The 25,689-nt window shown below is 57.1% G+C and carries 24 protein-coding genes, 1 tRNA gene and 1 pseudogene; 15 read left to right on the plus strand and 11 right to left on the minus strand.

The window, feature by feature from the left end; translation table 11 throughout:
• The 3 genes from QZ571_RS18515 to QZ571_RS15295 all read left to right on the plus strand — a co-directional run.
• Positions 1-102 (plus strand): integrase core domain-containing protein (locus QZ571_RS18515; RefSeq protein ID WP_366929960.1); only part of this gene is annotated, 102 nt, incomplete at its 5' end.
• A gap of 96 nt (positions 103-198) precedes the next feature.
• Positions 199-1,301 (plus strand): IS3 family transposase gene (locus QZ571_RS15290; protein WP_295536698.1). Its coding sequence is split into 2 segments (ribosomal slippage): positions 199-460 and positions 460-1,301, totalling 1,104 coding nucleotides; the frame shifts between segments, so codons are not numbered across the junction.
• Between the two features lie 571 nt (positions 1,302-1,872).
• The gene (locus QZ571_RS15295) at positions 1,873-3,063 is read left to right on the plus strand and encodes a response regulator (protein WP_295536699.1); all 1,191 of its coding nucleotides are present in this window, start codon (positions 1,873-1,875) and stop codon (positions 3,061-3,063) included.
• 597 nt (positions 3,064-3,660) lie between these two features.
• On the opposite strand, the gene QZ571_RS15300 is transcribed toward QZ571_RS15295, so the two are convergent.
• Positions 3,661-5,040, minus strand: coding sequence for a HAMP domain-containing sensor histidine kinase (locus QZ571_RS15300; protein WP_295536700.1), 1,380 nt, complete (start codon positions 5,038-5,040; stop codon positions 3,661-3,663).
• A gap of 351 nt (positions 5,041-5,391) precedes the next feature.
• Between QZ571_RS15300 and QZ571_RS15305 the strand changes: the two genes are divergently transcribed.
• Entirely contained in the window at positions 5,392-5,973 is a 582-nt protein-coding gene (locus QZ571_RS15305; RefSeq protein ID WP_295536701.1) for an acyl-homoserine-lactone synthase, read from the plus strand.
• A 110-nt stretch (positions 5,974-6,083) separates the two neighbouring features.
• Positions 6,084-6,494, plus strand: coding sequence for a response regulator (locus tag QZ571_RS15310; protein WP_295536703.1), 411 nt, complete (start codon positions 6,084-6,086; stop codon positions 6,492-6,494).
• Between the two features lie 303 nt (positions 6,495-6,797).
• Here QZ571_RS15310 and guaB read toward each other — a convergent pair whose 3' ends face one another.
• The 3 genes from guaB to QZ571_RS15325 form a co-directional block, all read right to left on the minus strand.
• The gene (guaB, locus tag QZ571_RS15315; RefSeq protein ID WP_295536705.1) at positions 6,798-8,246 is read right to left on the minus strand and encodes an IMP dehydrogenase; all 1,449 of its coding nucleotides are present in this window, start codon (positions 8,244-8,246) and stop codon (positions 6,798-6,800) included.
• Positions 8,247-8,338: 92 nt separating this feature from the next.
• Positions 8,339-9,301, minus strand: coding sequence for a tellurium resistance protein (locus QZ571_RS15320; protein ID WP_295536707.1), 963 nt, complete (start codon positions 9,299-9,301; stop codon positions 8,339-8,341).
• A gap of 109 nt (positions 9,302-9,410) precedes the next feature.
• Positions 9,411-10,319, minus strand: coding sequence for a GNAT family N-acetyltransferase (locus QZ571_RS15325; RefSeq protein WP_295536708.1), 909 nt, complete (start codon positions 10,317-10,319; stop codon positions 9,411-9,413).
• A gap of 70 nt (positions 10,320-10,389) precedes the next feature.
• On the opposite strand from QZ571_RS15325, the gene QZ571_RS15330 reads away from it, so the two are divergent.
• From QZ571_RS15330 to QZ571_RS15365, 8 genes are all read left to right on the plus strand, one after another.
• Positions 10,390-10,515 (plus strand): hypothetical protein, encoded by a 126-nt coding sequence (locus QZ571_RS15330; RefSeq protein WP_295536710.1) that lies wholly within the window; start codon positions 10,390-10,392, stop codon positions 10,513-10,515.
• A gap of 176 nt (positions 10,516-10,691) precedes the next feature.
• Complete coding sequence (locus QZ571_RS15335; RefSeq protein WP_295536712.1) at positions 10,692-11,789, plus strand: hypothetical protein; 1,098 nt, start codon at positions 10,692-10,694, stop codon at positions 11,787-11,789.
• Positions 11,790-11,898: 109 nt separating this feature from the next.
• Entirely contained in the window at positions 11,899-12,831 is a 933-nt protein-coding gene (locus QZ571_RS15340; RefSeq protein WP_295536714.1) for a DMT family transporter, read from the plus strand.
• Between the two features lie 60 nt (positions 12,832-12,891).
• Positions 12,892-13,746, plus strand: a complete 855-nt coding sequence (locus tag QZ571_RS15345; RefSeq protein WP_295536716.1) for an ATPase — start codon at positions 12,892-12,894, stop codon at positions 13,744-13,746.
• A 53-nt stretch (positions 13,747-13,799) separates the two neighbouring features.
• Positions 13,800-14,720 carry a homoserine O-succinyltransferase gene (gene metA / locus QZ571_RS15350; protein ID WP_295536718.1) on the plus strand — a complete coding sequence of 307 codons (921 nt, stop codon included), beginning with the start codon at positions 13,800-13,802 and terminating at the stop codon, positions 14,718-14,720.
• Positions 14,695-15,654 (plus strand): alpha/beta hydrolase, encoded by a 960-nt coding sequence (locus tag QZ571_RS15355; protein WP_295536720.1) that lies wholly within the window; start codon positions 14,695-14,697, stop codon positions 15,652-15,654. The genes metA and QZ571_RS15355 overlap by 26 nt, the downstream gene beginning before the upstream one ends.
• Positions 15,655-15,827: 173 nt before the next feature.
• On the plus strand, positions 15,828-16,724 hold the full coding sequence (gene ppk2 / locus QZ571_RS15360) for a polyphosphate kinase 2 (protein ID WP_295536722.1): 897 nt from the start codon (positions 15,828-15,830) through the stop codon (positions 16,722-16,724).
• Positions 16,717-17,328 (plus strand): TetR/AcrR family transcriptional regulator, encoded by a 612-nt coding sequence (locus tag QZ571_RS15365; protein ID WP_295536724.1) that lies wholly within the window; start codon positions 16,717-16,719, stop codon positions 17,326-17,328. Before ppk2 ends, QZ571_RS15365 begins: the two co-directional genes overlap by 8 nt.
• A gap of 61 nt (positions 17,329-17,389) precedes the next feature.
• On the opposite strand, the gene QZ571_RS15370 is transcribed toward QZ571_RS15365, so the two are convergent.
• The gene (locus QZ571_RS15370) at positions 17,390-17,980 is read right to left on the minus strand and encodes an outer membrane beta-barrel protein (RefSeq protein WP_295536726.1); all 591 of its coding nucleotides are present in this window, start codon (positions 17,978-17,980) and stop codon (positions 17,390-17,392) included.
• 260 nt (positions 17,981-18,240) lie between these two features.
• On the opposite strand from QZ571_RS15370, the gene QZ571_RS15375 reads away from it, so the two are divergent.
• On the plus strand, positions 18,241-18,987 hold the full coding sequence (locus QZ571_RS15375; protein WP_295536727.1) for an SDR family NAD(P)-dependent oxidoreductase: 747 nt from the start codon (positions 18,241-18,243) through the stop codon (positions 18,985-18,987).
• Between the two features lie 108 nt (positions 18,988-19,095).
• Positions 19,096-19,185 (plus strand) — tRNA-Ser (locus QZ571_RS15380).
• A 332-nt stretch (positions 19,186-19,517) separates the two neighbouring features.
• On the opposite strand, the gene QZ571_RS15385 is transcribed toward QZ571_RS15380, so the two are convergent.
• From QZ571_RS15385 to QZ571_RS15410, 6 genes and pseudogenes are all read right to left on the minus strand, one after another.
• The gene (locus QZ571_RS15385; RefSeq protein ID WP_295536729.1) at positions 19,518-21,011 is read right to left on the minus strand and encodes a DUF3987 domain-containing protein; all 1,494 of its coding nucleotides are present in this window, start codon (positions 21,009-21,011) and stop codon (positions 19,518-19,520) included.
• A 2-nt stretch (positions 21,012-21,013) separates the two neighbouring features.
• On the minus strand, positions 21,014-21,898 hold the full coding sequence (locus QZ571_RS15390; protein WP_295536730.1) for a toprim domain-containing protein: 885 nt from the start codon (positions 21,896-21,898) through the stop codon (positions 21,014-21,016).
• A gap of 305 nt (positions 21,899-22,203) precedes the next feature.
• Positions 22,204-22,380: an AlpA family transcriptional regulator gene (locus QZ571_RS15395; protein WP_295536731.1), complete on the minus strand. Its 177-nt coding sequence runs from the start codon at positions 22,378-22,380 to the stop codon at positions 22,204-22,206.
• A gap of 851 nt (positions 22,381-23,231) precedes the next feature.
• Positions 23,232-24,251 (minus strand): RES domain-containing protein, encoded by a 1,020-nt coding sequence (locus QZ571_RS15400; protein ID WP_295536733.1) that lies wholly within the window; start codon positions 24,249-24,251, stop codon positions 23,232-23,234.
• A 2-nt stretch (positions 24,252-24,253) separates the two neighbouring features.
• Positions 24,254-25,192, minus strand: a complete 939-nt coding sequence (locus QZ571_RS15405; RefSeq protein WP_295536734.1) for a sce7725 family protein — start codon at positions 25,190-25,192, stop codon at positions 24,254-24,256.
• Positions 25,193-25,407: 215 nt separating this feature from the next.
• Positions 25,408-25,689 (minus strand): annotated as a pseudogene (locus QZ571_RS15410) (hypothetical protein); the annotation flags it as partial.

Raw genomic sequence — 25,689 nt, forward strand, 5'->3', positions numbered from 1 at the left:
TGGCAGGAGGACTACAATTGGCGCAGACCACATTCAGCCCTAGGCAACCTGACACCCATGGAATTCTTGCAGAGAACGACGATGGACAAAATGGCCGCCTGAGGCCACAGATTTAACTGCTCTGCCCCCCGAGAATTGGACCGCCTGAAACTGGAGTTTTCCGCTACGTTTCCCTGGCTGGGAGAGGAGCGGAATCGCATGAAGGCATCGAAGTTCACGGAGGCGCAGAAGGCGTTCATCTTGAAGCAGGGCGAGGAAGGCACGCCGGTCGCAGAGATCTGCCGCAAGGCCGGGATCAGTCAGGCGACCTACTTCAACTGGAAGAAGCGATACGGCGGGTTACTGCCGGACGAGATGCGGCGGCTGAAGCCGCTCGAGGACGAGAATGCCCGGCTGAAGAAGATCGTGGCCGACCTGACGCTCGACCGCGAGATGTTGCAGGACGTCATCCGCCGAAAGCTCTGAGGCCTGTCCGGAAGCGACAGCTGGTCGACGGGATGTTGGTCGATTGGGGCGTGTCGATCCGCCGGGCCTGCCGGGCTCTGCGGTTCGACACCTCGACCTACCATTACAAATCCCGCCGCACCGGACAGGCCGGCCTCGAACGACGGATCAAGGAGATTTGCGAGACCCGTATTCGCTACGGCTATCGACGGGTGCATGTGCTGCTGCGCCGGGAGGGTTGGCAGGTGAGCATCAAGAAGACCCGCAGGATTTACAACGAATTGAGGCTTCAGCTCCGCAACAAGCACCCCAAGCGGCGGGTGAAGGCAAAGCTGCGCGAGGACCGTCAGGAAGCCGTCGGCCCGAACGATGTCTGGGCGATGGATTTCGTCCACGACCAACTCGCCATGGGCAAGAAGCTCCGCATCCTGACCATTGTCGACACCCATTCGAGGTTCAGTCCGGCGACCGATCCCCGCTTCGCCTACCGCGGCGAGGACGTTGTCCAGACCCTGGAACGCGTCTGTGCCCGCACCGGCTATCCCAGGACGATCCGGGTCGACAACGGCAGCGAGTTCATCTCCCGCGACCTCGATCTCTGGGCCTATGCCAACGACGTCATTCTGGACTTCTCGCGGCCCGGCAAACCCACCGACAACGGGTTCATCGAGGCATTCAACAGCAAGCTCAGGGCGGAGTGCCTGAATGCCCACTGGTTCATGAGCCTTGCCGACGCCCGCGAAAAGCTGGAGGATTGGCGTCGACACTACAACGAGGACCGACCTCACAGCGCGATCGGATACAACGTCCCGATCGCCATGCATTTTCCCGATGGCGCAGCCAGCCCGCCATCGTGATCAGAGCCGGAAAATTCTAGCTTCCGGTGATCCAACCTTGGGGAGCGGTGCAATAACCCCAAGGACTCCGCGCAAACCTGGAGAGAACTTGGGGCGCAGGTCAATCACCCCGTGGGGGCGCTCGAGAATTCTTAACATTTCGTTCGAGAATCACGAGGAGTTTCAATCAGCCTCAACATCGCTGTTCTACAACCCAAACCTGCATTTTCAGACCTCCCGCGAAATCTCGAAGTGACCGTTGAGAGGTATCACCCGATGATCAGTCCGCAACCTGAAGGTGAGATTGGCACCAAGAACATGGTCAATTTATCCTTATTTCATAGGATAGTTTAGAATTTTACGCGGATCCAGAGAGGGTTCCGATACTCTTTCTGTCGGCCGTTGGGGGCGCTTAACTATCCTGTAATTATTTCACCACGCGCTCAGGTTGTGATGTGTTTGCCTAAATTCGAACAAGATTCAATCTTAACAAAGATTTGAAGAACGTGAGCGAGAGCGAAAAGACGTGCGTGAAGGTCAAGCATATTTTCGCACCAGAAGTGGCAATGGAATCGATAGCGGGAGAGGAAGAATGATTTTGGTATATATGATCGCAGGGGCTGCCGTTGGCCTCCTTGTCACCATCATCTCAAAATTATTGCGCGGTAACTCAATGTTGTCGTCGCTGTGTTTGCTGACGGTCGCCCGCGTGAAGCGACTGTTTGGTTGGGGTGGAAAGCCTGAAACACTGCTCATGAATGACAGTCAGAGTTCAGCGGCGACCTTTGCCCAGGATGCGTTTCCGGCAGATGTTCTCGATCAAGGACCGTTGCGCATTCTCGCGGTGGACGATGACCCGTTCATCCTTGGCCTTATCCCTATCATTGCGGGCAATGCCGGTTTTGCGGATATCACGGTCGCTTCTTCCGCGGAGGCCGCGCTTGATCTTATCATCACGAGAAAAACTCCGTTCGACTGTCTCGTGCTGGATATTCGGATGCCGGGAATGGACGGTATTGATCTATGTGCTCATGTTCGTGAACGTTCTGCCTACAAGGATGTTCCGATCATCATGCTGACCGGCATGAGAGATATGGATCATCTAGAGCGGGCTTTCAAAGCAGGCGCTACCGACTTTGCGACCAAGCCGTTTGAGATCGCTGAGTTCGAAACTCGCCTGTCTGCCCTGTCCCAACTTTGCCAAGCTCGTCGAACCGATCATCTGGACGTTGTGCCCGACACTCCGCAACTGCAAGACGATGCGATCAAACCCGAACTGTTCTATGATATCGCTCTTGGGTCAGTGACGAACCTGATCTCACACCTGTCCATTCGCAACTATCTGCAGCAGCTGTCGGTCTTCTCCGCCACTGATGCGCGCGTCAGAGCCGTCAAGCTTGATCAGTTTGATCTGATATCCCAACGCACGTCGGCGACGAAATGCTTTTCGTTCCTGTCAGATATGGCTGATACGATTGGCGAGGTCTTTTCGTCCGGCAAATTTGCAATGGCGTATTCTGGAAACGGGGTTTTTGTTTTGGTGTCGAACCAAGATGATGACTTGGCACCTGTTGACCTGGAAGGTGAGACTCAGGCCCTCTTGAACAGCCGCGCGTCGGAGTTGGGGGTTGAACTTGACGTCAAGTTCAGTGTTTCGGTTGGTGCGTCGGTGCAGCCGCAAGTCCGTGTATCCGATCGCGCCGATAAAGCGATCTTTTATGCCATCTGCAATGCGGAAGCGCGGCTTGCATCAAAAGGGCAGTATCACGCAACTCACGCCTGAAGGGGGATTGGTCCAGCTCGCCCGGGTGCGGACAGAGGTGGACCAATCGATTTGGACAGGCTTACAGCGTTTTTAAGATGCGTCAGGACTAAGTATCTTACTACGTTTTGTTGCTTCTGGCCTGCCTGAAACGCGTGTTCTGGTGTGTGCCGATCAAGCACAGAATCCAGGCGTTTGCGGCGCAGAAGACGGTCCCATCATTGATAAAACGCTAAGTCTGAAAGCCATTGATGGTTTCTCAAGATCGACAGCATTCTGCTTCAGTAAGCGCCACATCGTTCAAAGAAGATATGGTCGAGAGACGGCATCTCGCTCGACCTCTCTCATCTACGTAAATATGCCCTTCCGGGCTGAGGATGCTGGAGTGGCTGTGTCTATGGCCAGATGGGCCTTGCCCCCCCTCTCGGCGACTGCTGGCATTCGCTTGCCAGGCAGTGACTGACTACGCCCCTGAACGCCATTCTTTCGGGCATGCAACGTGTCATCCGACAGGCGCTTGCATAGCAATCGGCCGAGAGGGCGTTATCGTCGAAAAACCAGTTGCCGGCGCTGTTCATGAGAAAGTTGATCGCATCTTCACACCATAAGACCGGCCCCCTAGATCGTATCGGCTTCACCCTCGAGCATTTCTTCTAGGGCAAGCTCAAAATAGAATGTGGTTCCACGAATGGAATTCTTCGAGTAATCGATGTTTCCATCGTGCGCCTGAATGATCTGCTTAGAGATGTTCATACCCAAACCGGTGCCGCCGATCTTGCGGGTATCGGAGGAGTCAACTTGGCTGAACTTGTCGAAAACCCGATCGCGATCATCTTCGGATAGCCCGGAACCTTCGTCGATCACCGAAACGCGGACAGAGTTTTCAATTGGTTCCACACGGATACGCACGCTACTTCCCTCAGGAGAGAACTTGGCGGCGTTGGAAATCATGTTGGTCAGAACCTGCTCTATTCGTGCTGGATCACCATTCACCACCATCGGTTGATCGGAGTCTTCGAAAATGAGCTGGACTCCAAGCCGCCCAGCAAAGGGCGCACTTGAAGTCACAGCCTGATCGATCACTTTCAAGACATTAAACTTTGTCATTGAAAAGTGCATTCGACCGGCCTCAATCTTCTGGAGATCCAGAATTTCATCGATAAGTTTGATCAGCCGGGTGCAATTTCGCTGGGCGATTGTCATAACTTGCTCGGCCCGTTCCGAGAGTGGGCCGAGGTGCCCGGCACAGGCGAGGTCGATCGACCCCTTAATAGATGTCAGTGGCGTACGAAGCTCGTGGCTCATCGTCGAGACAAACTCTGTTTTTGCTTTGTAAGCTTCCTGTGATTTGCGGTTCTCGACCCTGAGCGCTTCCATTTGCTCTAAGCTGCCGCGGTAGAACGAAAGATAAATCCGCGAACAATCGATCACGAAGTACAACACGAACAGACTGGTGAACATCTGCGCCCAAGCTTCAGAATCGAATGGGGCGCTGGTGATATAGATGTCCCAGAATGGGATAAAGATGAAGGCAACGCCGTACACCACCAGTCGCATGAACAGGATGAGCAAGAGCTGATGATTGTTCATGGCGGCAAAGAGGGCGGCCGCCAATAGGAAGAACAATGACATGAAATGCGTGCCGGACCCTTGGTCGATAGCGAGGGCGACCGCATAAAAAACGATAACCGAAGCGCTGAGGGCGGTTCCTACATAAAGACCGTTAAGAAGCTTTCGGGTGACAGCCGCATCGCGACCGTCCCAAGCAAGGATTCGGTTGAAAATGAAAGAATCGTAGATCTCCGAGAGCGCAATCAGGACCGCTGTGGTAAGGGCGAGGATGAGGTTATAGTAATACCCTGCGAGCACTAGCGCGGCGGTAAAAATAATCCGCCGCTGCCAGGCGAGGTTCTTTCCCACAGCCGCATAGTCTTTCATCTGCTGCACCAGCAGAAACGTATTTTTGGTGACAAAGGCCCTGCGAAGGCGAGTGATCATGACGCGTCTCCATATCGTCTATACCTCCGGGAGGCGGCCGCCAGCCACTAAACCGATGCGCGCAAAGCACACCCTGTGCCAGTTTGCGCCCAAGATGTGGCAACAATATGGCGTATTCGCGCAACTAGGGCATTATCAAGAAACAATATTTTCTACCGAGGGTTGGGGCTGCACATGGAGCAAGTTAGAGAATCGAGTCTGGCCAAGGCGAAGCGTGTGTTTCCAGAACTGACATCGCCCGGCAGAGTTAAGCATTACGCTCCACGCCCGTCCACTACAGAAAGGCAAGCCCCAAATCCACTCGAAAATCTAATCGGGTCTTCCGACCAGATTCGCACAACGACCCTTTCGATGCAGAACATGCATCACTACGGCAGCCTTCTCGTCAAGTATCTCAAGGCGCGCCGCGAAGTTTTTATCGTCGCCAAAGGCTGGCAACTGCCCGAGACCGACGGAATGGAATTCGACCAATACGATACGCCCGAAGCCCGCTGGATCGTCGTTCATGAGAACGGAGAAGTACTCGCAGGTATCCGCATCGCCCCGACAACAGCGCGTTGCGGCCTGCACAGCTACATGATCCGCGACGCGCAATTGGGTTTGCTTCAAGGTTTGCCTCTCGACCCTCTGTTTTTCGAAGCGCCGGTGACCGACAAGATATGGGAAGCGACTCGACTATTCGTGGTTGATGGCGTCCCCGCCCAAAAGCGGGCCGCGGTGCAACGACTACTGATGCTTCACATGGCGGCCTCTGCCCGGAAGCTGGGCGCGGACCAAGTCATCGGAATTGTCCCCGCAGTGTTTAAGCGCTGGCTGAAAAGGATCGGTATGGCCGCAGTGGCCGTTGGCCCAATATTCGAACTGGACGGCGACAGGTCGCAAGCTGCACTGTTCAACGTTATTGAAGCGCCAAATCCTGATTCTATCCCATAAATTCATATAACCTAGTGGTCGAATATCATTGCCAATTTGCAACCTTAAGGTTAGAAACGAACCATGGAAGGTCGATAAATTCACTTCAGTAAAAAGCTTGGAGCTACGAAATGACTCAGGTCGAGCTCAATACGCCGCGTATCCTCCATGTAGATGATGACGACGATATTCGTGCGATTACGCAAATCGCGCTAGAGGTCGTAGGTAAATTGGAAGTTCACCAGTGTGCTAGTGGGCAAGAGGCACTCTTGGTTGCCGCTGAATTTACTCCCGACCTGTTTCTCCTCGATGTTATGATGCCCGGAATGACTGGCGAAGACACCTTGGCGGCACTGCGGCGCATGCCTGGCATGGAGAACACCCCTGTGATCTTTATGACGGCAAAGGCGCAGGCAGATGACGTGGCGCGCCTGATGAGTCTGGGCTCAGCAAAAGTGATTACCAAGCCATTTGACCCGCTAACTCTGGCTACGAAAGTTGTTGAAATTTGGCAGCAGCAGCAGATTACTGCTGCCCCATGAAAACAGCAAAATAGTATCGACTTATGAGCGGCCCTGAAAAAGGGTAGATCACTCTGAATAGCCCCTAGATTTGTAGACGCCTTGCTTGGGAATATTGAAAGCAAGGCCGACGCGATGTCCGGCGCGAAATTCACATCCGAGTTCAAGCGCGAGCTGATCGGTCCCGCCAGACCTGCTTCAGTCTGCTTCAGTTATTGGCCCTTAGATCACGATGTGTCCTGTCGAGTTCGCACTGCGTTCACAGCAACGAAAAACGCGCAACCCATCGAGCTGCGCGTCATTTCATTAGGCAACTTCAAGTAATTACCCAATCCGATAGTTCGGACTTTCGCGGGTGATTTGAACGTCATGCACGTGGCTTTCCTTTAGCCCTGCGCCGGTGATGCGCACAAAATTGCACCCGCCGCGCATGTCAGCGACCGTGGCCGAGCCGGTATAGCCCATAGCGGCGCGCAGGCCGCCCACGAGTTGGTGGATCACCGCGCCCGCCGGGCCTTTATAGGGCACCTGCCCTTCGATGCCCTCGGGGACCAGCTTGTCGGAGGCGGCGTCTTTCTGGAAATAGCGATCTGCCGAGCCGCGCGCCATGGCGCCAAGGCTGCCCATGCCACGATAGGATTTGTACGAGCGGCCCTGATACAAGATCACCTCGCCAGGGGATTCATCTGTGCCCGCGATTGCCGAGCCGACCATTGCGCAGGACGCGCCCGCCGCGATTGCCTTGGCGAAATCGCCCGAGAACTTGATGCCGCCATCGGCGATGATCGGAATGTCGCCCGCCGCGCCCGCGGCATCCATGATCGCGGTCAGTTGCGGCACGCCCACGCCTGCGACGATCCGCGTGGTGCAGATCGAGCCCGGGCCGATCCCGACCTTGACCGCATCCGCGCCCGCCCCGATCAACGCCTTCGTGGCCTCGGCCGTGGCGACATTGCCCGCCACCACCTGCACGCCCTCGCGGAAGGATTTCACGCGCTCAACCGCACGCGCCACGCCCTCGGAATGGCCGTGAGCGGTGTCGATCACGATCAAATCGCAGCCCGCCTCGATCAGCGCACAGGAACGCTCATAGCCCGCATCGCCCACTGTCGAGGCCGCAGCGACCCGCAAACGGCCCTTGTCATCTTTGCACGCCAACGGGTGCAGCACCGATTTCTCGGTATCTTTCAGCGTCAGAAGCCCGGTCAGCTTGCCCGCCCCATCGGTGACCAGCAGCTTCTCGATCCGGCGCTCTTTCATCAACTCGCGCGCCTGATCGCGATCCGCCGGTTCGGTCAGGATCGCCAGATTATCATGGCTCATCATCGCCGAAACCGGGGTCTTGTCGTCGCTCGCAAAGCGCATGTCGCGATTGGTCACGATGCCAACCACCCGCTTATCGCCATCCACCACAGGGAAACCGGTGATATTGTAGCGCTCCATCAGGGCCTTGGCATCGGCCAGCGTCTGATCGGGGCGCAAGGTGATCGGGTTGTAAACGATCCCGCTTTCAAAGCGCTTCACCCGGCTCACATCATTGGCTTGCTGCTCAATCGTGAGGTTGCGGTGGATCACGCCCATGCCGCCCGCCTGCGCCATCGCAATCGCCATGCGCGCCTCGGTGACGGTATCCATCGCTGAACTCAGCAACGGGATATTGAGATGGATCGAACGGGTCACATAGGTGGCGACGTCTGCGTCCGAGGGCAGCACGGAAGAAGCTGCGGGAACAAGAAGGACATCGTCAAAGGTGAGTGCCTCGCGAATCTGCATGGGGGGATCTCCGGGTCCAGATGCGTTTGGCAGTTTCCTGTTTCACGCAATCACCACAAAGGCAACCCCCCCGAGCAAGCAGCTTAGACACGCTAGGCAATCGCGGCGTTGGTCTTGAGCGCAAGCTGCCCCTTCATCCAAAGCTGGATCACCTTGATCGCAATCGGGATAATAATGATCGTGTCCAGCACCAAAAGCAACGCGCCCGGCAGGGCCCAAGCGCCCCCAACGGCCAGCCAGCACCCTGCCGTCGCAGCAAGCGGAAAGGTGAGCGCGCCCCAAAGCGGCGTAAAGCCCGAGGCCAAAAGCCAGCGCGAAGACGCCACCAGCCCTGCCAGATAGACGGCGCACAGCAATGCCATCGCCTGCGCGATACCCTCGGCATGAAACCCTGCCCCTGCCGTGCCAAGCAGCGCCGCCGGGGCCAAATGGATCGCCAGTAAGGGCCGCAATGGGGCCGGCACGCTTTCGCGCGAAAACTGCTGCAGCGAGACCACCCAGATGCTGACCGCAGAAAGCAGCGAAATCCAGAACAGCACGACCGCCACAAAATCCAGTTTCAGAATTTGCGCAGCCACCGCGCCCACGATCCAGCCCGAAAAGATCAACTGCCACACCGGAGTGACACGGCGCTGCTCGGCCGGACTGCGGAACAAATCCCAGATGACCACCAAGGTGAAGACCAGATGCAGCGCGATCACGCCCCAAAACACGGCAATCGCCACCCCCAAATAGGGCGACAACGCTGCGGCCACAAAATAAAGCGACAGCACGATCGCTGCGAGTCCCGCGCGCCCGGGCAAAACGCGTAAATCTTCACGCAGCACGCCGGGACGGCGCAGGAATTTCACCAAATAGCCGACAAAGGCGAACAGCGTGAGCAAGGTCACCGCCCCCAAGAACGCCTCGGCCAAAGCGGGCGGCAAGGCGAATTGATCCACGCCGCGCCGCCATGCGATCCCCAGCCCCATCAAGCCCAGGATGGGCGGGAATGCCGCCGGTGGCGTGCGTCGGAACAAGCCCTTGGGCGTTATCTTGGCGGGGGCGATTGTCATTCTTGGGCCTCTCTCGGCATGTCAGTCTCTTCCTGAAATCGGGCGTTGCGGATCAAAATGACCGATTTCAACGCCAGGGCAAAGCGCTAGCGCGTTCTTTTGGCGAAATTTAGGCAAGCGACCCTGAATTTGGGACAACCCAATACGTCGCACCCAAGGCCTGCGGCTGTGCCCCGGTGCCAAGTTTGAAATGCATCCGGCCCGCCCCTTCCTCGGAGTTCACATCCCCCAGATCGAACCGGGTAACGCCTTGATCGCGCAACCAAAGAGCCGCCTGCCACAGGCCGACATTATGCGCCCCGACGCGTCGCCCCTGCGCTCCGCTCCAGCCGATATGATAGCTCGCGCCCGCGCCGTGGCGCAAAACAATCACCCCCGCAAGCCGCTGCCTGGCGTCGTCCTCAATGCGCCACGCGCGCAGGTCCACGCACGCCTGCGCCGCCCAGGCCCGCGTGAACCCCGCAGGCAACGCCCGATAGCCGCGCGCCGTTTGTTGGGCCTGATCGGCGCGCAAGATCCAGTCAATGTCGCGCTCAACATGCAGGCGCAGCCCGACACGCTCTGCCCCCGCCAATCGATTGCGCCATTTCCCCGCCAGCCCCGCGCGCAACTCCGCAGGCGTTCGATCAAGCGACCAGATCGCGTGATGGCGCGCCGAGATCAACGGGATCAGGCCAAACCCCGACATGTCTGCACCCGGCGTGGCAATCACGACCCCGACCCGGCGCGCCAAAGCACGCAAAGCGGCGCGCTGGATATCGGGCGCAACACCGGGCGCAAAGACCGGGCCGCGCGAGATCAGCCACAGGCGCTTGCGCGCGATCATCTGCACCAGACCGATACACGCCCCGGCTGCGCGAATCTCGATCTGCGCGACCTGACGCCCCAGCGCGCGCGCCACTGCTCCATAGGTCGCCGATTGCTGCATCCCACCCGCGCCCAGTCCCGCAAGCGCCTCAATCGCGCTTTGCCAATCGGGCCCCGCAAAGGGGTGCAAGGTAATCTTTCGCGTGCTCATGCCCTCGTTAAGACAGGATTCACCTAACGATGGCTTAATAGGCCCTGCCCCCAGCGCAAAAAGGAAAGCGATGCGCCACAAACCTCATATTCCGGCCCCTCGCCTGACCCTTTGGGCCGCTGTTTTGATTGCGACCGCCTTGGGCACGTTCTGGTTGATCGCGCTGGCTGCGGCCCGATTCTTCGGGATTTTCTAAACTTGTCAGTTCGAAAGGTGACGTAGACGTCAAAAAGCGTGGCCTGCACGCCACAAACTGCGCTGCAGCATGATATTTGGACGTAGCGTCAGCTATCAAGCCGAATTGATCTACGCCATCTGGATGATAGAATTTTAGTTAGGGAACCAAGACATACGTTAGGGAAGAGGAACATCATGAAACGTGTTATGACGACGGCTGCGGTCGTGGCGCTGAGCGCCGGGATGGCACAGGCTGGCGGCGTGGAGCGGTCCACGCAATCGACCGGCATTCTGTTTGAAAAAGGTAATTACGCAGAATTCAACATCGGTGGGTTCAACCCCGATGTGTCAGGTACTGTTGGCGGTGGTGCGGTGTCATCGGGTGACATGGCTCCGGGCTACGGGACCTACAGTTTGGGCTATAAGCAGGCGCTAAACGACAAGATCGACCTAGCGATCGTTCTGGACCAGCCGATCGGCGCGAATGTCAGCTATTCGGCTGGTACCGGCTATCCGTTGGCCGGCTCCACCGCGACGATCAGTTCAAACGCCATCACGATGATGATGCGCTACAAGCTGCCGAACAACTTCTCGGTTATCGGGGGCCTGCGCGCCGAGCAAGCCTCGGGCAAGGTAAGCCTACCCTTCATCGGCTATTCGATGAAAACGTCGACCGAGACGGATCTGGGCTATCTCATCGGTGTGGCATGGGAAAAACCCGAGATCGCCGCACGCGTCTCGCTAACCTATAACTCGAAGATCACGCACGCCTTCAGTGCGACCGAAAACACCGTCGGGGGCACATTTAATACCGCGTTTGACACGACGGTGCCGGAATCAGTCAATCTGGAATTCCAAACCGGTATCGCCAAGGATACGCTGCTGATGGGGTCGGTGCGTTGGGTACATTGGACTCAGTTTGACATCTCGCCGCCCGCCTATACTTTGGCACCGCCCGCAGGTGTCTACGGTCAAGGTGCCTTGGTCAGCTATGCCAACAACTCCACCTCTTGGAGCCTCGGCGTCGGACGTCGCTTTAACGACCAGTGGTCGGGTGCGGTCATGCTCGGCTATGAGAAAACCCAACCGGGCACCACAGGCAACCTCGGGCCGACCGATGGCTATAAGTCGATCTCGTTCGCGGCGAGCTATCAGGCGAGTGACAATGTAAAGATCACCGGTGGCGTACGCTATGTCGATATCGGCAATGCGATCTCCAATCCCCCTGTTAGCGGCAGCTTCACCGGCAACTCCGGTTGGGGTGCGGGCGTGCGTGTCGGGATCAATTTCTGATCGCGTTAGCTAATGCAAGACCTTGAAAAGCCCCGCCCTTAACGCGGGGCTTTTCTTTGTTGCAACTTCCGGGTGGCGCGCGCCGCGATTGCGCCCTATCGCTTGGCCCATGAAACATCACCCCGTCCCCACCCCGATCTCGCTCTCCCCGCTCGTTTGGGCCTTGCTGGCCGCGCTTGCGCTGATCTGGGGCTCATCGTTCCTGTCCAATCGCGCAGCCCTCGCGGGGGCGGATGTGTTCACCGTGGTGTTTATTCGCGTCTCCATTGGTGCGGTTCTGCTTTGGCTGTGGGTGGCGTTTCGCGCCATCCCGGTGGGGCGCGATGCGCGCATGATCGTGCATTTCGCGGTGATGGGTCTGCTCAATAACGCCATTCCCTTCACGCTGATCGTCTGGGGACAGAAACATATCGATAGCGGTTTGGCGTCGATCCTGAACGCCTCGACCGCGATATTTGGGGCGCTGATTGCGGCCTTGGTGTTTCGCGATGAACGTCTGAGCGCACGCAAGGCACTTGGCATTGCGATCGGTTTCGCCGGGGTCATCGTGGCGATTGGGCCCGGCGCACTTGGCGGGTTTGATCTGACCTCGGCGGGCCAGATCGCCATTCTGGGCGCGGCCACCAGCTATGGCTTTGCGGGCGCTTATGCGCGCTTTGCGACCCGCAAGATGCGCCCCGAGGTCGCCGCGGCAGGCATGCTGACAGGCGGGGCGCTTTGGACCTTGCCGCTGATGTTGGTGTTTGAGGGCGTGCCGCAACTGGATTTTGCGCCCTCGGTCTGGGCGGCGATGATCTGGCTGGCGGTGGGCTGCTCGGCGTTGGCCTATCTGCTCTATTACCGCATTCTGGCGCTGGCAGGCGCGGCTAATCTGGCGCTGGTGACACTGCTGATCCCGCCGGTGGCGATCGTCGCGGGCTGGGCAGTTTACGGCGAGCGACTGGGCTGGGCGGAGATGCTGGGCTTCATCCTGCTTGCAATCGGCCTTGCCATCCTCAACGCCAAACCCGCGCAACGCCCGCCTGCCCCCAAAACTCCGTGACGCGCCCGGCCGCGCACGCTAAGGAAGGGCAAAGACACGGACGGGTATGAGGGGCCGGGCATGATCTATTCCAATCGCCACGAGTGGCTGGCGGCCAAAGACAAACGCGTGCTGTTATTTGGCATGTCGGGCTTGGGCAAGACTTGGGCTGCAGATTTGCTGCGCGATGCGGGCTGGTTTCACTACTCGGTCGATTACCGGATCGGCACGCGCTATATGGGCGAGCGGATCGCGGATAATTTCAAACGCGAGGCGATGAAAAACCCGTTTTTAGCAGAGCTTTTGCGCACGGATTCGGTCTATATCGCCTCCAACATCACCTTTGACAATCTTGCGCCGCTCTCGACCTATCTGGGCAAACCGGGTGATCCGACCAAGGGTGGCCTGCCCTTCGAGGACTACATGTATCGCCAAAGCGAGCATCGCGAGGCCGAGAAATTCGCCCTGCTCGACACCGCGCATTTCATCCATCGCGCGCAAGATATTTACGGGATCGAGAATTTCATCTGCGACAGTGGCGGCTCGATCTGCGAGGTGGTCGAGCCCGACGACCCGAACGATCCGATCTTGCAGGCGCTGTCGCAAAACCTGCTGCTGGTCTGGATCGAAGGGTCAGACGCGCATACCGCCGAACTGGTGGAGCGGTTCGATCGCGCCCCCAAGCCGATGTATTATCTGCCCGCGTTTCTGGCCAGCAAATGGGCCGAGTATCGCGCGCTCAAGGGCGTGGCCGAGGACAAGGTCGACCCCGATGACTTCGTGCGCTGGACCTATGCGCAGGCCCTCGCGCATCGCCAGCCGCGCTATGCGGCGATGGCACGAAATTGGGGCGTGAAAATTCGTGCGCAAGATCTATATCGTGTGCGCGACGCCAAAGGGTTTACCGCCCTGATCGCGGATGCGCTGCCAGAGTGATCCGAAACGGGCCGCAATCCGTAGCAACTTAAAACGATAAGAGACTGAAAAAAATGCCTATCACGCTTCCAGAAAATCTCCCCGCCTTTGACGTTTTGTCGCGGGAAGGCGTGATGGTGATGTCGCCTACGCGCGCACAGTCCCAGGAAATTCGACCGATCCGGATTGGCTTACTCAATCTGATGCCGAAGAAAATCCAGACCGAGAACCAGTTCGCCCGGCTGATCGGCGCGACGCCGTTGCAGATCGACTTTCAGTTGATCAAGATGTCCGATCACGTCACGCGCAACACTGCCGCCGAGCATATGGAGGAATTCTACCGCTCCTTCGGCGAGGTCGCGGCGACGGGCGAGAAATTCGACGGGCTGATTATCACCGGCGCGCCGATTGAACAAATCCCCTTTGAGGAGGTCGATTACTGGAGCGAATTGCAACAGGTCTTCGAATGGACGCAAAGCCATGTGTTTTCCACCTTCGGCGTGTGCTGGGGCGGCATGGCGATGGCGCATCATTTCCATGGCGTCGCGAAACATCCGCTTGATCACAAGGCCTTTGGCTGTTTTCGCCATCGCAACTGCGCACCCGCCTCGCCTTACTTGCGCGGCTTTTCGGACGATCTGCTGATCCCGGTTAGCCGCTGGACCGAGATGAAGCGCTCCGAGTTGGAAGCGGCGGGCATGCTTACGCTGCTGCATTCCGACGACACTGGCCCCTGCCTCGTCGAAGACCGTGCCCATCGCGCGCTCTATGTCTTCAACCATCTGGAATATGACAGCACCACGCTGAAGGAAGAATATGACCGCGATATAGCGTCAGGGAAACCAATCAACGTGCCGGCGAATTATTACCCCCAGAACGACCCGAGCCAGACGCCCACGAACCGCTGGAAAAGCCACGCCCACCTGCTTTACGGCAACTGGATAAACGAGATCTATCAGGGGACTCCGTATGACATGGCTGAGATTGGTCTCTAGTGCGATCCTTGTGACGCTCGTGCTGAGCGGGGCCACTTGGGGCCTTGATATCTGGCGCGCGCGCACCGCCGAAGCGCGCTATCCGCCTGATGGCGAATTCGTCACTGTGGGCGGCCGGCGCGTGCATATGGTGATACTGGGCGATCAAGGCCCGGATCTGGTGCTGATCCATGGAGCGTCGGGCTCGGCGCGGGATTTGACCTTTGCCTTGGCACCTGAACTGGCCAAGCGCTACCGGGTTTTCGTGCCAGATCGTCCCGGATTTGGCTGGTCCGATCCGCTTCCTGCCGATCACGACACGATCTTTGACCAGGCGGAGCTGCTGCAACAAGCCAGCTACGCGGCCGGGGCGCGCAAACCGATCGTGCTAGGGCATTCCTATGGCGGCGCGGTAGCGATTGCCTGGGCGGTCACCCTGCCCGATACGCTGTCCGGCCTTGTGCCGGTCTCGTCCCCCTCGCAAATGTGGTCCACGCCGCTGCCGATGCTCTATCAAATCACGGCCCCACCCTTGGGTCAGGCGCTTGCCGTGCCGCTGATTTCTGCCTGGACGCCCCCTGCGGTGCTGACCTCGGAGGTTGAGGCGGTCTTTGCGCCCCAAGAGATGCCACAAGGCTATGCGCGCTGGTTTGGCCCCGGCATGACCCTGCGCGAGGGCACGATGCGCGTGAACGCACGCCAGCGCGCCGAATTAAAGGCCCAGATCAAACGGATGATCCCCGATTACGCCGATCTGAAATTGCCCGTCGTGTCGGTGCATGGCGATGCCGACACGATTGTGGGCGAGCAAATCCACGCCATCCCCTTTACCCGTGAGGTGCCTGGTGCGGAGTTGATTTCGCTGCCCGGTATCGGCCATATGACGCCCCAAGTCGCAACCGATCAGGTGATTGCCGCGGTCGACCGGGTCGAGGCGCGCGCCACACGACGCTAGCGCGCCAGACAGAGTGCCTCCGGCGGGCGTATTTGGCGCTAGATGAAAGCAAAGACCGCGCACATTTCTTGCGCCCGACAGACGCGAAGCGCGGCCTATGGCCCTGCGCGCACCTCCTGTGTCTTGCACCGGTCCCAGCCTCGCCCCATACTGCGCCAAACGAGGAGGCTGACATGGCCAAGGACAAGCCCAAAGATCCGCTCGACATCCCCTTTGTCGGCGAAATTACAGACTATCTGCGCAACGAGGCCCCAGAGGCTGTGCGCAAAGCGATCGAACAGGCCGGCAAAGATGATATTCTTGCAAAGTCATATCCTTACAAGGAAGAGTTAAAGCGAAAAGACTATGATCGCCAGATGGAGGCCTTGCAGGTAGAACTGGTGAAAATGCTTTGGGATATGAAAGAGACCGGCAAGCGATTGGCGGTGGTGTTTGAGGGGCGCGACGCGGCGGGCAAAGGCGGCACGATCGGACGTTTGCGCCAGAACCTCAATCCGCGCTCGGCCTATGTGGTGGCGCTGCCCAAGCCCACCGAGACCGAAGCGACGCAATGGTATTTTCAGCGCTATGTCGACTGGCTGCCCGCCGCCGGAGAAATCGCGATGTTTGACCGCTCGTGGTACAATCGCGGTGTGGTGGAGCATGTTTTTGGCTTTTGCTCCCCGCAACAACGCATGCACTTCTTTGCGCAACTCCCTGATTTTGAAAAGATGTTGGTCGATGACGGGATCATTCTCGTCAAGCTGTGGCTGAATGTGGATCGCGCCGAACAGTTGCGCCGGTTTCTGGCGCGCGAGGGTGATTTGCTCAAACAATGGAAACTGAGCTGGATCGATGTTGAGGGGCTAAAGCGCTGGGACGCCTATAGTGACGCCATTCAGGACACGCTGGAGCGTTCCGATACCAAGCACGCGCCGTGGACGGTGATCCGCTCGGATGACAAAAAACGCGCTCGTATCGCAGCAATCCAGACCATTCTGAACGCGGTAGATTACGCCAAGAAAGACCCGCAAGCGATTGGTAAGGTTGATACATCCATCTGCGGTGGCATCGATATACTGAATGTCTAAGCAAGGGTATCACCACGGCAATTTGCGTCAGGCGCTGGTGGCATCGGCGCTGGCGCTGATCGAGGAAAAAGGCCCGACCGGCTTTACCCTGTCTGAGGCGGCCAAACGCGCAGGCGTCACCCCCGCAGCCGTCTATCGCCACTTCGAGGGGCGCGAAGACCTGATCGTGGAATGCGCGCGCCAAGGCTATCTGATTTTCGGCGATGTACTGGAAAATGCGTGGAACGATGGCAAACCCACGGCGCTGGCGGCGTTTTCGGCCACCGGGCGAGCTTATCTTGCATTTGCGCGCCAATATCCCGGTCACTACATGGCGATGTTTGAAAGCGGCATCTCCCCCAATCGCTCGACGGAGTTGTCAAAGGTCGCTGAGCGCGCAGATCGCGTGATGGAGCACGCCACCGGGGCCTTGATGGCGCATTTGCCCCGCGATCGCCGCCCTCCTGTGGCGATGGTTTCGGCCCATATCTGGGCGATGAGCCATGGCGTGGTGGAGCTATATGCCCGCGAGGGCAACCGCGCGCCCTATGCCCCCGAGGACCTGCTGGAAAGTGGGATCGGCGTATATCTGCGCGGACTGGGCCTGATCCGTCCCGATTATTGATATGCAAAAGGGGCGCAGGCCATAGCCCACGCCCCCAATTTTGCGCGTTGCGACAGATCGCTTAGAACTGGAACGAGGTCGACAGCGACACGGTGGTCAGGCTCAGATCCTGATTGGTGCCGTCAAAGTTGTTCCCTTTGCGATAATCAATCGCACCACCCACGGTCATGTTCGGACGCACTTGGTAGCGCACGCCCAGCGTGGCCATCGGAACCGTATCGCTGGCCGAAATACCGCCTGCGAGATCACCCTTGATATGCGAAGCACCAAGGCCACCGTAGAACAGGAAGTTGTCCTGTTTCACGCCGCCGATCAGTTTGAGATCGGTGAAGTTGTCGATCTTGCTGTTGTTCGCGGTGTCTTTGAGATCGGCACCGGAATATGCCAGCTCGGTGCCAGCAACATATTTGCCAAAGTCATACAAATAGCCACCATGAAGACCGCCGGTGACACCGCTCGCTTTCACGCCGTCATCCGCATTGCCATATCCCAATTGCGCACCAGCATAGAAGCCGGTCCAATCTGCGGTCGGCATCACCGGTGCGGGGGCCGCCATCACAACGGGTGCGGCTGCGGGGGCGGTGTAGCCGCCGGCGAATGCCGCGCCACCGATAACTGCAAGGACGCTCGAGCTCATAAGAATGCGTTTCATTTTTCTCTCCTTTGAAGGGATGTATCCCCAACACTTGGCTTTCGGATAGATCCGTCTCGTTGATCTACTCGGATAGATCCGTTTCGCTGATCTACGCCTGTTTAAGTGTTCTACAATAGCTTTGGTTCCACGCCTCAGCGGGAACTTGCCAAGACGTGATCGGCCGCCGATTTCTGCGCCTGCACAATGATCTGACAAGGCTGGACAAAAGTGCCTTCTCCACCGATTATTGAACATACGTTCATTTCGAGGAGACTCACATGGAGTTGACAGACTTACGCGTTGTAGTGACCGGGGGCGCATCCGGTTTGGGCGCGGCAACGGCGCAATTCTTGGCGCAATCAGGTGCGCAGGTGGTAATTTTTGACCGTGATCTGGATGGGGCAAAGACTCACGGCGCGCAGATCGGGGCGCAGGCTGTCGCGGTGGATGTCACCTCCGAGCAAAGCGTGGCCGACGGAGTCGCTGCCGCCATGCAGGCGATGGGCGGGATCGATGCGCTGGTGAATTGCGCAGGCATTGCGACGGGCGAACGCGTGGTCGGTCGTGAAGGCCCTCATCAGCTTGCCAGCTTTGAGCGCACGATCGACATCAACCTGATCGGCACCTTCAACGTGCTTCGTCTGGTCGCCGCCGAGATGGCAAAAAACCCAGGGCCTGAGCGCGGCGTCATCGTCAATACCGCCTCGATCGCGGCCTTTGACGGCCAGAAAGGCCAAGCCGCCTATGCCGCCTCAAAGGCGGGCATTGCCGGCATGACCCTGCCGCTCGCACGCGATTTGGCCAGTCAGGCGGTGCGCGTCTGCGCCATCGCACCGGGGATATTTTCCACCCCGATGCTCAAAGGCCTGCCCTCTGAGGTCCAAGAAAGCCTCGCCGCAGAAGTCACATTTCCAAAGCGCCTCGGCGATCCCGTAGAATATGCACGGCTTGTCGGTTTCATCATTGAAAACGGCTACTTGAACGGCGAAGTGATCCGTTTGGACGGCGCCTTACGGATGCGCTGAGCCAGGCATTTCCGCGCGCGTCCCGCTTAGTTTTCGAATTGTGCGAAAAACGGGTTGCAAGGGCGCGCGCGGACCGCTAAATCCGCCCCACAGGAAGACCCCTGACGCGGAGAGGTGGCAGAGTGGTCGAATGCGGCGGTCTCGAAAACCGTTGTCGGTGAGAGCCGACCCAGGGTTCGAATCCCTGTCTCTCCGCCACAACTTCCATGTAAACATATGATTTTAAACGGAAATTAGAGATGCGGGAAATCCTGCACCCCCTCCTGTTCCCCCATGCTGAATAAGTGCCTGAGTAGGCATTTCGCAAGAAAACGCGCCGAACACATGGCCATGTGACGGCGCGCTGAGATTCTAAATCCTTGGGTCGTGAGAGTTTGCAAGATCAAGTTACAGGCGCGACTATCAAGAGTTCGCCCCCGAAGACAAAACCGACTTAACTGACAAAACCGACTGCGTTGATCTTGGTTCTGTCAGTTTTGTCGGTTTTGTCAGCGACCTAAAGGCGCGCAAAGCCACCTTCGGCCAGACACCTACGCAACAGTTGCCAGTATTGCTGGATTAACCGCAAAGAGCCGTGAAGATCGCCCGCCCTGCGGTTTCGACGGAACTTCGATGGGACGGATCGCGTCACCGTCTTCCAGAACTACGAGAGCAGCGTTGAGCTGCGCCGCTGTCCCAAGCCCAGCAAGATCCAACCGCAAAGCCTCCCTGCTTGTGAAGCGCGGCCACCCTCTTGCGCGCACGGCATCGAGCAAGCGACGTGCGCCGCGCTCAGCCTTGGAAGCCGAAGCGTCGGCATAGGCCCGGCGCGCCATAGGGAGCGCGTAGAATTCTATGAAATGGGTCGCCCGCCCTAAAGCCTCATGCGTGACCTCTTGCGGTTCGGATGCGTCGCTCATCGCCCAATCAAGATAAGATAGGATTAACGATAAACGCACAGCCAAGCCGGGTAGTTTGCCAATGAAGGACAAAAGCAATCCGTCCGCCCCATGCTCCCACGCTCTTACAGATACACGAAATTCATCCATCAAATTACGCGCGGATTCTGAGAACGGTAAAATCCAAGGTTTCCTTGTATCGTTTTCATCGCAATACATGGAAAGACCGTAGAGGCGGCGCAGCGCCCGCCCGCAACGCTCGGCCCCCATCTGCGCTTTTGGCCTATGTAAAGAAACTGGGTCAGGCCAGATCGGGATGAACCTAGCCAGCAGCCCGTCATCATCAAGACGGAACAAAAGGGATTTGAGGCGGTCAGGCTGAATGCCGCCCGTCACTCCGATTGAAAGGCGGTCGATATGCACCGGCTCGCGCCCCATGCGTTCGACCGAGTAGGCCCGTCCCCCGTAAGCCTCCCAACAGAATGGTCGATCTGATCCACCCCCAGAGTATCGCGTCATTCCCTGCAACCATCCCGCCGATTCATCGCGCGCCAGCAAGGTGCCACGCGGCTGCTTTGATACAATCACGGCCAAACGTTCTACGGTTCCATCCGCAATGGACAGCCGGGGCGGGAATGGCTCAGATCCTATGCGGAGCACGTCGGGACGTTCGGGCGGGTCTCCCCCATCCTTAAGCGCGGCCTTCGCGGCCTCCTTCCATGCGCTCTCTGCCAGCTTCGCCAGTTCGGCTTTTTCTCGCCAATCGGACAGATCACCTTCCATTGCTTGGCGATGTTCGCGCTCCACCTCCTTAATCAGACTAAGCACGGCATCTAGGCCCGGCGATTTGTTTGACGATGGAGAGCCAATCGCCATGGTCCAAAGGATCGGCGGTTCTGCCCAGCCGCCCCATGGGGCGGCCCAACGCGTGTTGCCAATTGCAGAGCCAGCCGTAGCAAGAAGCCCGGCAACAACGTAGTCGGGCGGCGCTGACTTGGCTTCTGCCGCACTAGCGATCCAATCCGCCCAAAGCGGCCCGAACACATCGACCAGAGGTAGCTCTGGTGCAGCTAGGGTTTCACCTCGGATCAGACGCGGAGCTGGCACGGGCCAATCTCCCATGAACGGAATTTCTTGAGGCACCATATTCACAGCCCCCTTTCCCGTTCACGCAGCACGTCATTCCAGTCCATGCCCTCCGGCGCTTGCAGCATGGAAACACACCACCCCAAGTCCACGGCGCGCCTTGCCAAGCAATCCGCCGCCTCGCGCCCCACTTTGTCACCGTCGGCTGCGATAGTGAGGGTGCCCGGTTGCTTCGGAAGACGTAGCGCGGCCAATCCGGGCGCACTCAAAGCCGCCCATATCGCGGGACGGTCTTGAACGAGGCCCGATGCAAGCGACAGAGCGGTCTCAATCCCTTCGGCGACCACCAATCGGCTTTGGCCCAGCGTTAAGCCAACCGCCCCGCCCTTGGTTTGGCCTAACATAGCTTTTGCAGGCATGACGGAGGCTTTTCCGCTTCCATCCCGCTTAAGATATGTGCGGTGCAGCGCGAAACCATCTCCGCCCTCTACATAGCCTATCATAGCAGGAAGCCGCTTGGCAGTCGGGTGCCAACAATCCCCTAGATCGCGTAAGGTATCAGGGAGCGCACAGCGAACCCCACGATTTCTAAGGTAAGTTTCGGTTATGGTTTGATCGATCGGCTTCGCAACCTCCCAGATACGTTTGGCCTGCATAGAGCGCTTGCGGTTTTCGGATTCCGCTTTCGTGCGTTGCTGGGCCTCTCGCTCTGGCGAGCCGCAGCCCGCGCCACGGAATACGCCACTCTCAATCCTATCCGCTCCTAACGCGGCACGAATGTCGACGTATGAGCACCCGGCATGGCATTTCAACAAAACCAGACCATCATTTCCATTGGAAATACTTAGACTTGGGGCGTGATCTTCATGCGCCGGACAGCAGGCAGTGCCGTAATATCCTTGCCAACGCCCCCCTAACTTGCGCGTTAAGTTTTCTGCCGGGCTCATTCCTGTCCCTCCCCGGTGAAACGGGCAGGCAGAGCTGCCAAGCTGGGCCAATGCGCGCCCGTTGCCCTGTGCTGGAGTGCGATCAGTGCCTCTCGGGTGACGAAGCACCCAACAGTTTTCCAACGCGCCCCGGCACAGCTTTTTTCATGGGTACACTTCTGAAAAAGCCACTGCGTGCCATTACGGCAAATAGCGACCCTGTATCGGCCATGGGTGACAATGACGCGGCGATAGGTTGCAGCGGTTTCGCGGTGGCTCGGCTCTGCCAAGGCTGTGGCGTTAGTTGTTTGTGCTTCCTTCACAGTTCAAACCTCCCGACTTTCAAGCCAGCGGCGCAAATCTGCTTCGCGCCAACCGACCGCACGACGCCCCAAGCGCACGGGCTTCGGGAAGCATCCCTCGGCCATCATCGCGTAAAGGGTTGAGCGGGACAGGCCCACCATACGTTCGACCTCGGGTCGTCTCAAAACACGGCTATCCATTGGACAAACCTCCTCTGTTCCGCGCCAAGAGCTTTGACGCGGGTATGTTTTTGGCGATATGAGGGGGTGGGCCTTGCTGAGTCCCAATTACCCGTCGGGACCGATGTTAGCGCATCGGTTCCGACACAAGCCGCCTACCACCGGGAAGCGCCTCGCAGGACTTAATAGGCTCAATAGGCTGGTGAGTTTCAACCGAAAAATGCAATTTTTTCCGATTGACGGCCGCAGAGTAAATAAAGAATGTAAATAAAGAAAACACCACAGCTCACGCTTGAATATTGAACTTTTCCATATGCTTTCAATCACTTACATCAACACGCCCCAACAAAAACTTGAACGAAATACGTGACGCGTTATTTACCGCGCAGCCCCACTATCCCCAGTATCACCCAATTTTTAAAGGACACGACAGCCTAAAAATATGAGAAACGTGCAGCGTCTTTATTTACACTACTTATTGTCAAAAATAAGCTTTTCCGCGAGGACACTGAAGAACAAAAAACGAGACATGGCGTGAAACTCACCGAAGTAGCGAATCAGAAACTGGGAAATTTTTTGAAAAGTTCTTGAGAAAGGCACGTCCCCGCCCTCGCAACTCCTGAATACATGTCATTTCAGATCACGCCACGGAAACAAAACATACAACGCTATCGGCGCGCAGCCCGCACAACCGCGCGTAATGAAGCAAGTGACTAGTCCCTCTACCCCTGCCAGACTTTCGCGCCAGGTGCGTGTCGAATCCCGACAGCAAAACCAAGTACGCCAATTGAGCTTCTAATCTTACCTCGATGTGCTCACAAATCACCGCGCGAGATAGATGCCTCCTCTACTGTCCCATAGCGTTGAAAGCGTCAGCCTCCTGCGCTAACCACAACCGTGACTTTCTCGACGCGCCATATCGCAACATCCTTTGGCGAAGCTTTAGATGGGTCAAACAACGCCAAGTTTACTCCATCGCTCACAGAACTTGAATACAGAACACCGTCCCACCCGGAACGTTTGATGAATTCGCAGAGATATTGACTTGGCACATATTCAATTGCCGCAGCTTGCGGGCGTACCGGGCGGGTCAGTTCGTTTCCCAGCCTCTCTAGAAAATCGATATCCCCGCGCAACGCTCCAATCTTGTCCTCATCACCGAGAGAAAATGGAGAGATCAGCTGTTTGGGTGCGCGGAGATCAATCAAAGCTAAATCTTTCGCGGCAATCTCGAACTCTGCCACAGTTGCCGTTTCCCCCGTGTGCGGCCTAATTTCTGCGATCGACGTCTCTGGAGAAGATCCAATGTAAAGATAAGGTATACCCGGTGGATTTGCGCGCCCATGTGATGCAACACCAACAGGTGGAGCTCCCATATTCTCAATGGCGAATGGGCTATCGCTCGAATTTATCCGAGCTCGAAACCATGTATCAGTAAAGTCTGGAGCGCGAAGAAAATCGAGCAATTCGCCAAGGCGAGCGAAGTCGATTTCAACCTCAGGGAAATATCGATTGCGGCTGCGAAGTTCCTTTGTCAGTTGCTCCCATCGTTCCAGACGGTTGCTCTTGAACCTGTCAGAAGGTCGATACTTTTTTCTCAAGGCTTCCGCATCATCCAGAATCGCCGCAAGTAAATCCTTTGCGCGAAAGTCATCCATTTGAGGATTCTGAAACATTGCCCAATCGTCACGAAACCATTGAACTAATCCAAGTCCGTCGTCGGCCTCTTCATAAATATTCGTCACTGCAGAAAATAAATCAAATAAATCAATTGGCTTCACCAGAGACATATCTTCAGAGCCGCAATAGTCACATTTTCCCTTCTCCGATGAAAGCGATGGAAGAATGTCGCGAAGTCCTACGTCGCCAAAGCAATTGGCACAGCAAAGCATTCTTAATCCTCAAAATATCTAGCCAGAGTCTCGATGTGGTGCTGCATGGCAAGTTTCTTAACATATCCCAATCCGGGGTAGTGACGATCTGCATGCAGTTGCCGAAACTCTAGAACCGCATTTGTTTCCAATATAGGAGAATCGCCCCGATCAAGGACTCCGATCATCGCTGTCAGCGCCTCTGCAAACTTACCTGCAGGGTCAGCTGGGGTATCTTGGCGTACAGACAAGAAATGCCGGACAAACATTGCATCGTCCTGTTCGGGATCAATAAATGTGAGATGGATAGCTATGGCGTAGGCAGGTCCACCGCCCTCGGAGAAGTCGTCGCCCACCGTCAAAAAATCTCCGAAACCAGTCATTCCTTCTTCCGCATAGGTCACATGAAGGTCAGAGAAAAATTCCACAGGCGGATGGTCTCGGTTGCGTCTCCGTTGGAAACCATCCCTCAGCAACACCCTTTCTTGACCTTGAAAGTGCCGTCGATACAAGCGGCCGCAACTGTCCTCAAGAAATATGTGCCGAAGTTCGTTCACCCGCTGTCCCAGCGCATCGGTTAACGCAGGCCCGTTGGCGAAGCCGGCGTGAATTAACGTCACTGGATCGTCTTCGAACTCCCCACAGAGGCGAACCGCCTCTTGCACTGAACATTGTTCCTTGAGAAGAACGGCAGGCGAAAGTTCGATGTCTTCCATGAGACCGCCACGTACAAATTCAATAATCCGCTCGCCATCATCGGCATAATCTCCATGGTGAGGATTAACGATAACGATCGCACTGCCATTCGCATCTCTGACAGCATTAAGAGCGCGTCCAAGACCATTGAGGACTTCCTTGACTGGCTCTATGATGGGGATAAAGCCCGAATCCGCGAGGAGAGCGGCGTTCTCCCGTATAGTTATTAGTTCATACTGCTTACCTCGGAAATAAGGATAATACATATTGTTCAAGCCCACCGTTCTGCTTCGATAAATGGAGTTCCAACTGCCGCGACGAGTCGCGATTGATCGCCTCGCCTGATTGGAATAGAAAGCGCGGCAGCTTGCAAGGAAGAAGGTAAATTGCCTAAAAAGTCCCGCAACCCGATTTGGGTACGAGACCGCCTTCGAACTGCTACCGTGGCAAGCTGCAGCGTAGTTGGGTCTTGAGCTACAAACTAACCGTGAACCACTCTAAATTTTTCAGTGTTTGGAACATTCGGTATGATCACGCCAAGACTATCCAAAATTTGGTGTGCTTCCTGTATTCGCAAAACGTCGAATAGTGACGCAGGATATATTCTTTCGGGACGATTTAATGCCGGTTGAATTTCGGATATCTGCCCGCGTCGATTGAGGGTCAAGACGCCCACGTCCTCGGGCGCTAAATCGCGCACTTTATCCACGTGGCACTCGGAGATAATCACATTCACTGAAGCGAATGCTCGTCGATATGCTTC

This window comes from uncultured Thioclava sp. (assembly GCF_913064665.1).
Classification (GTDB): domain Bacteria; phylum Pseudomonadota; class Alphaproteobacteria; order Rhodobacterales; family Rhodobacteraceae; genus Thioclava; species Thioclava arctica.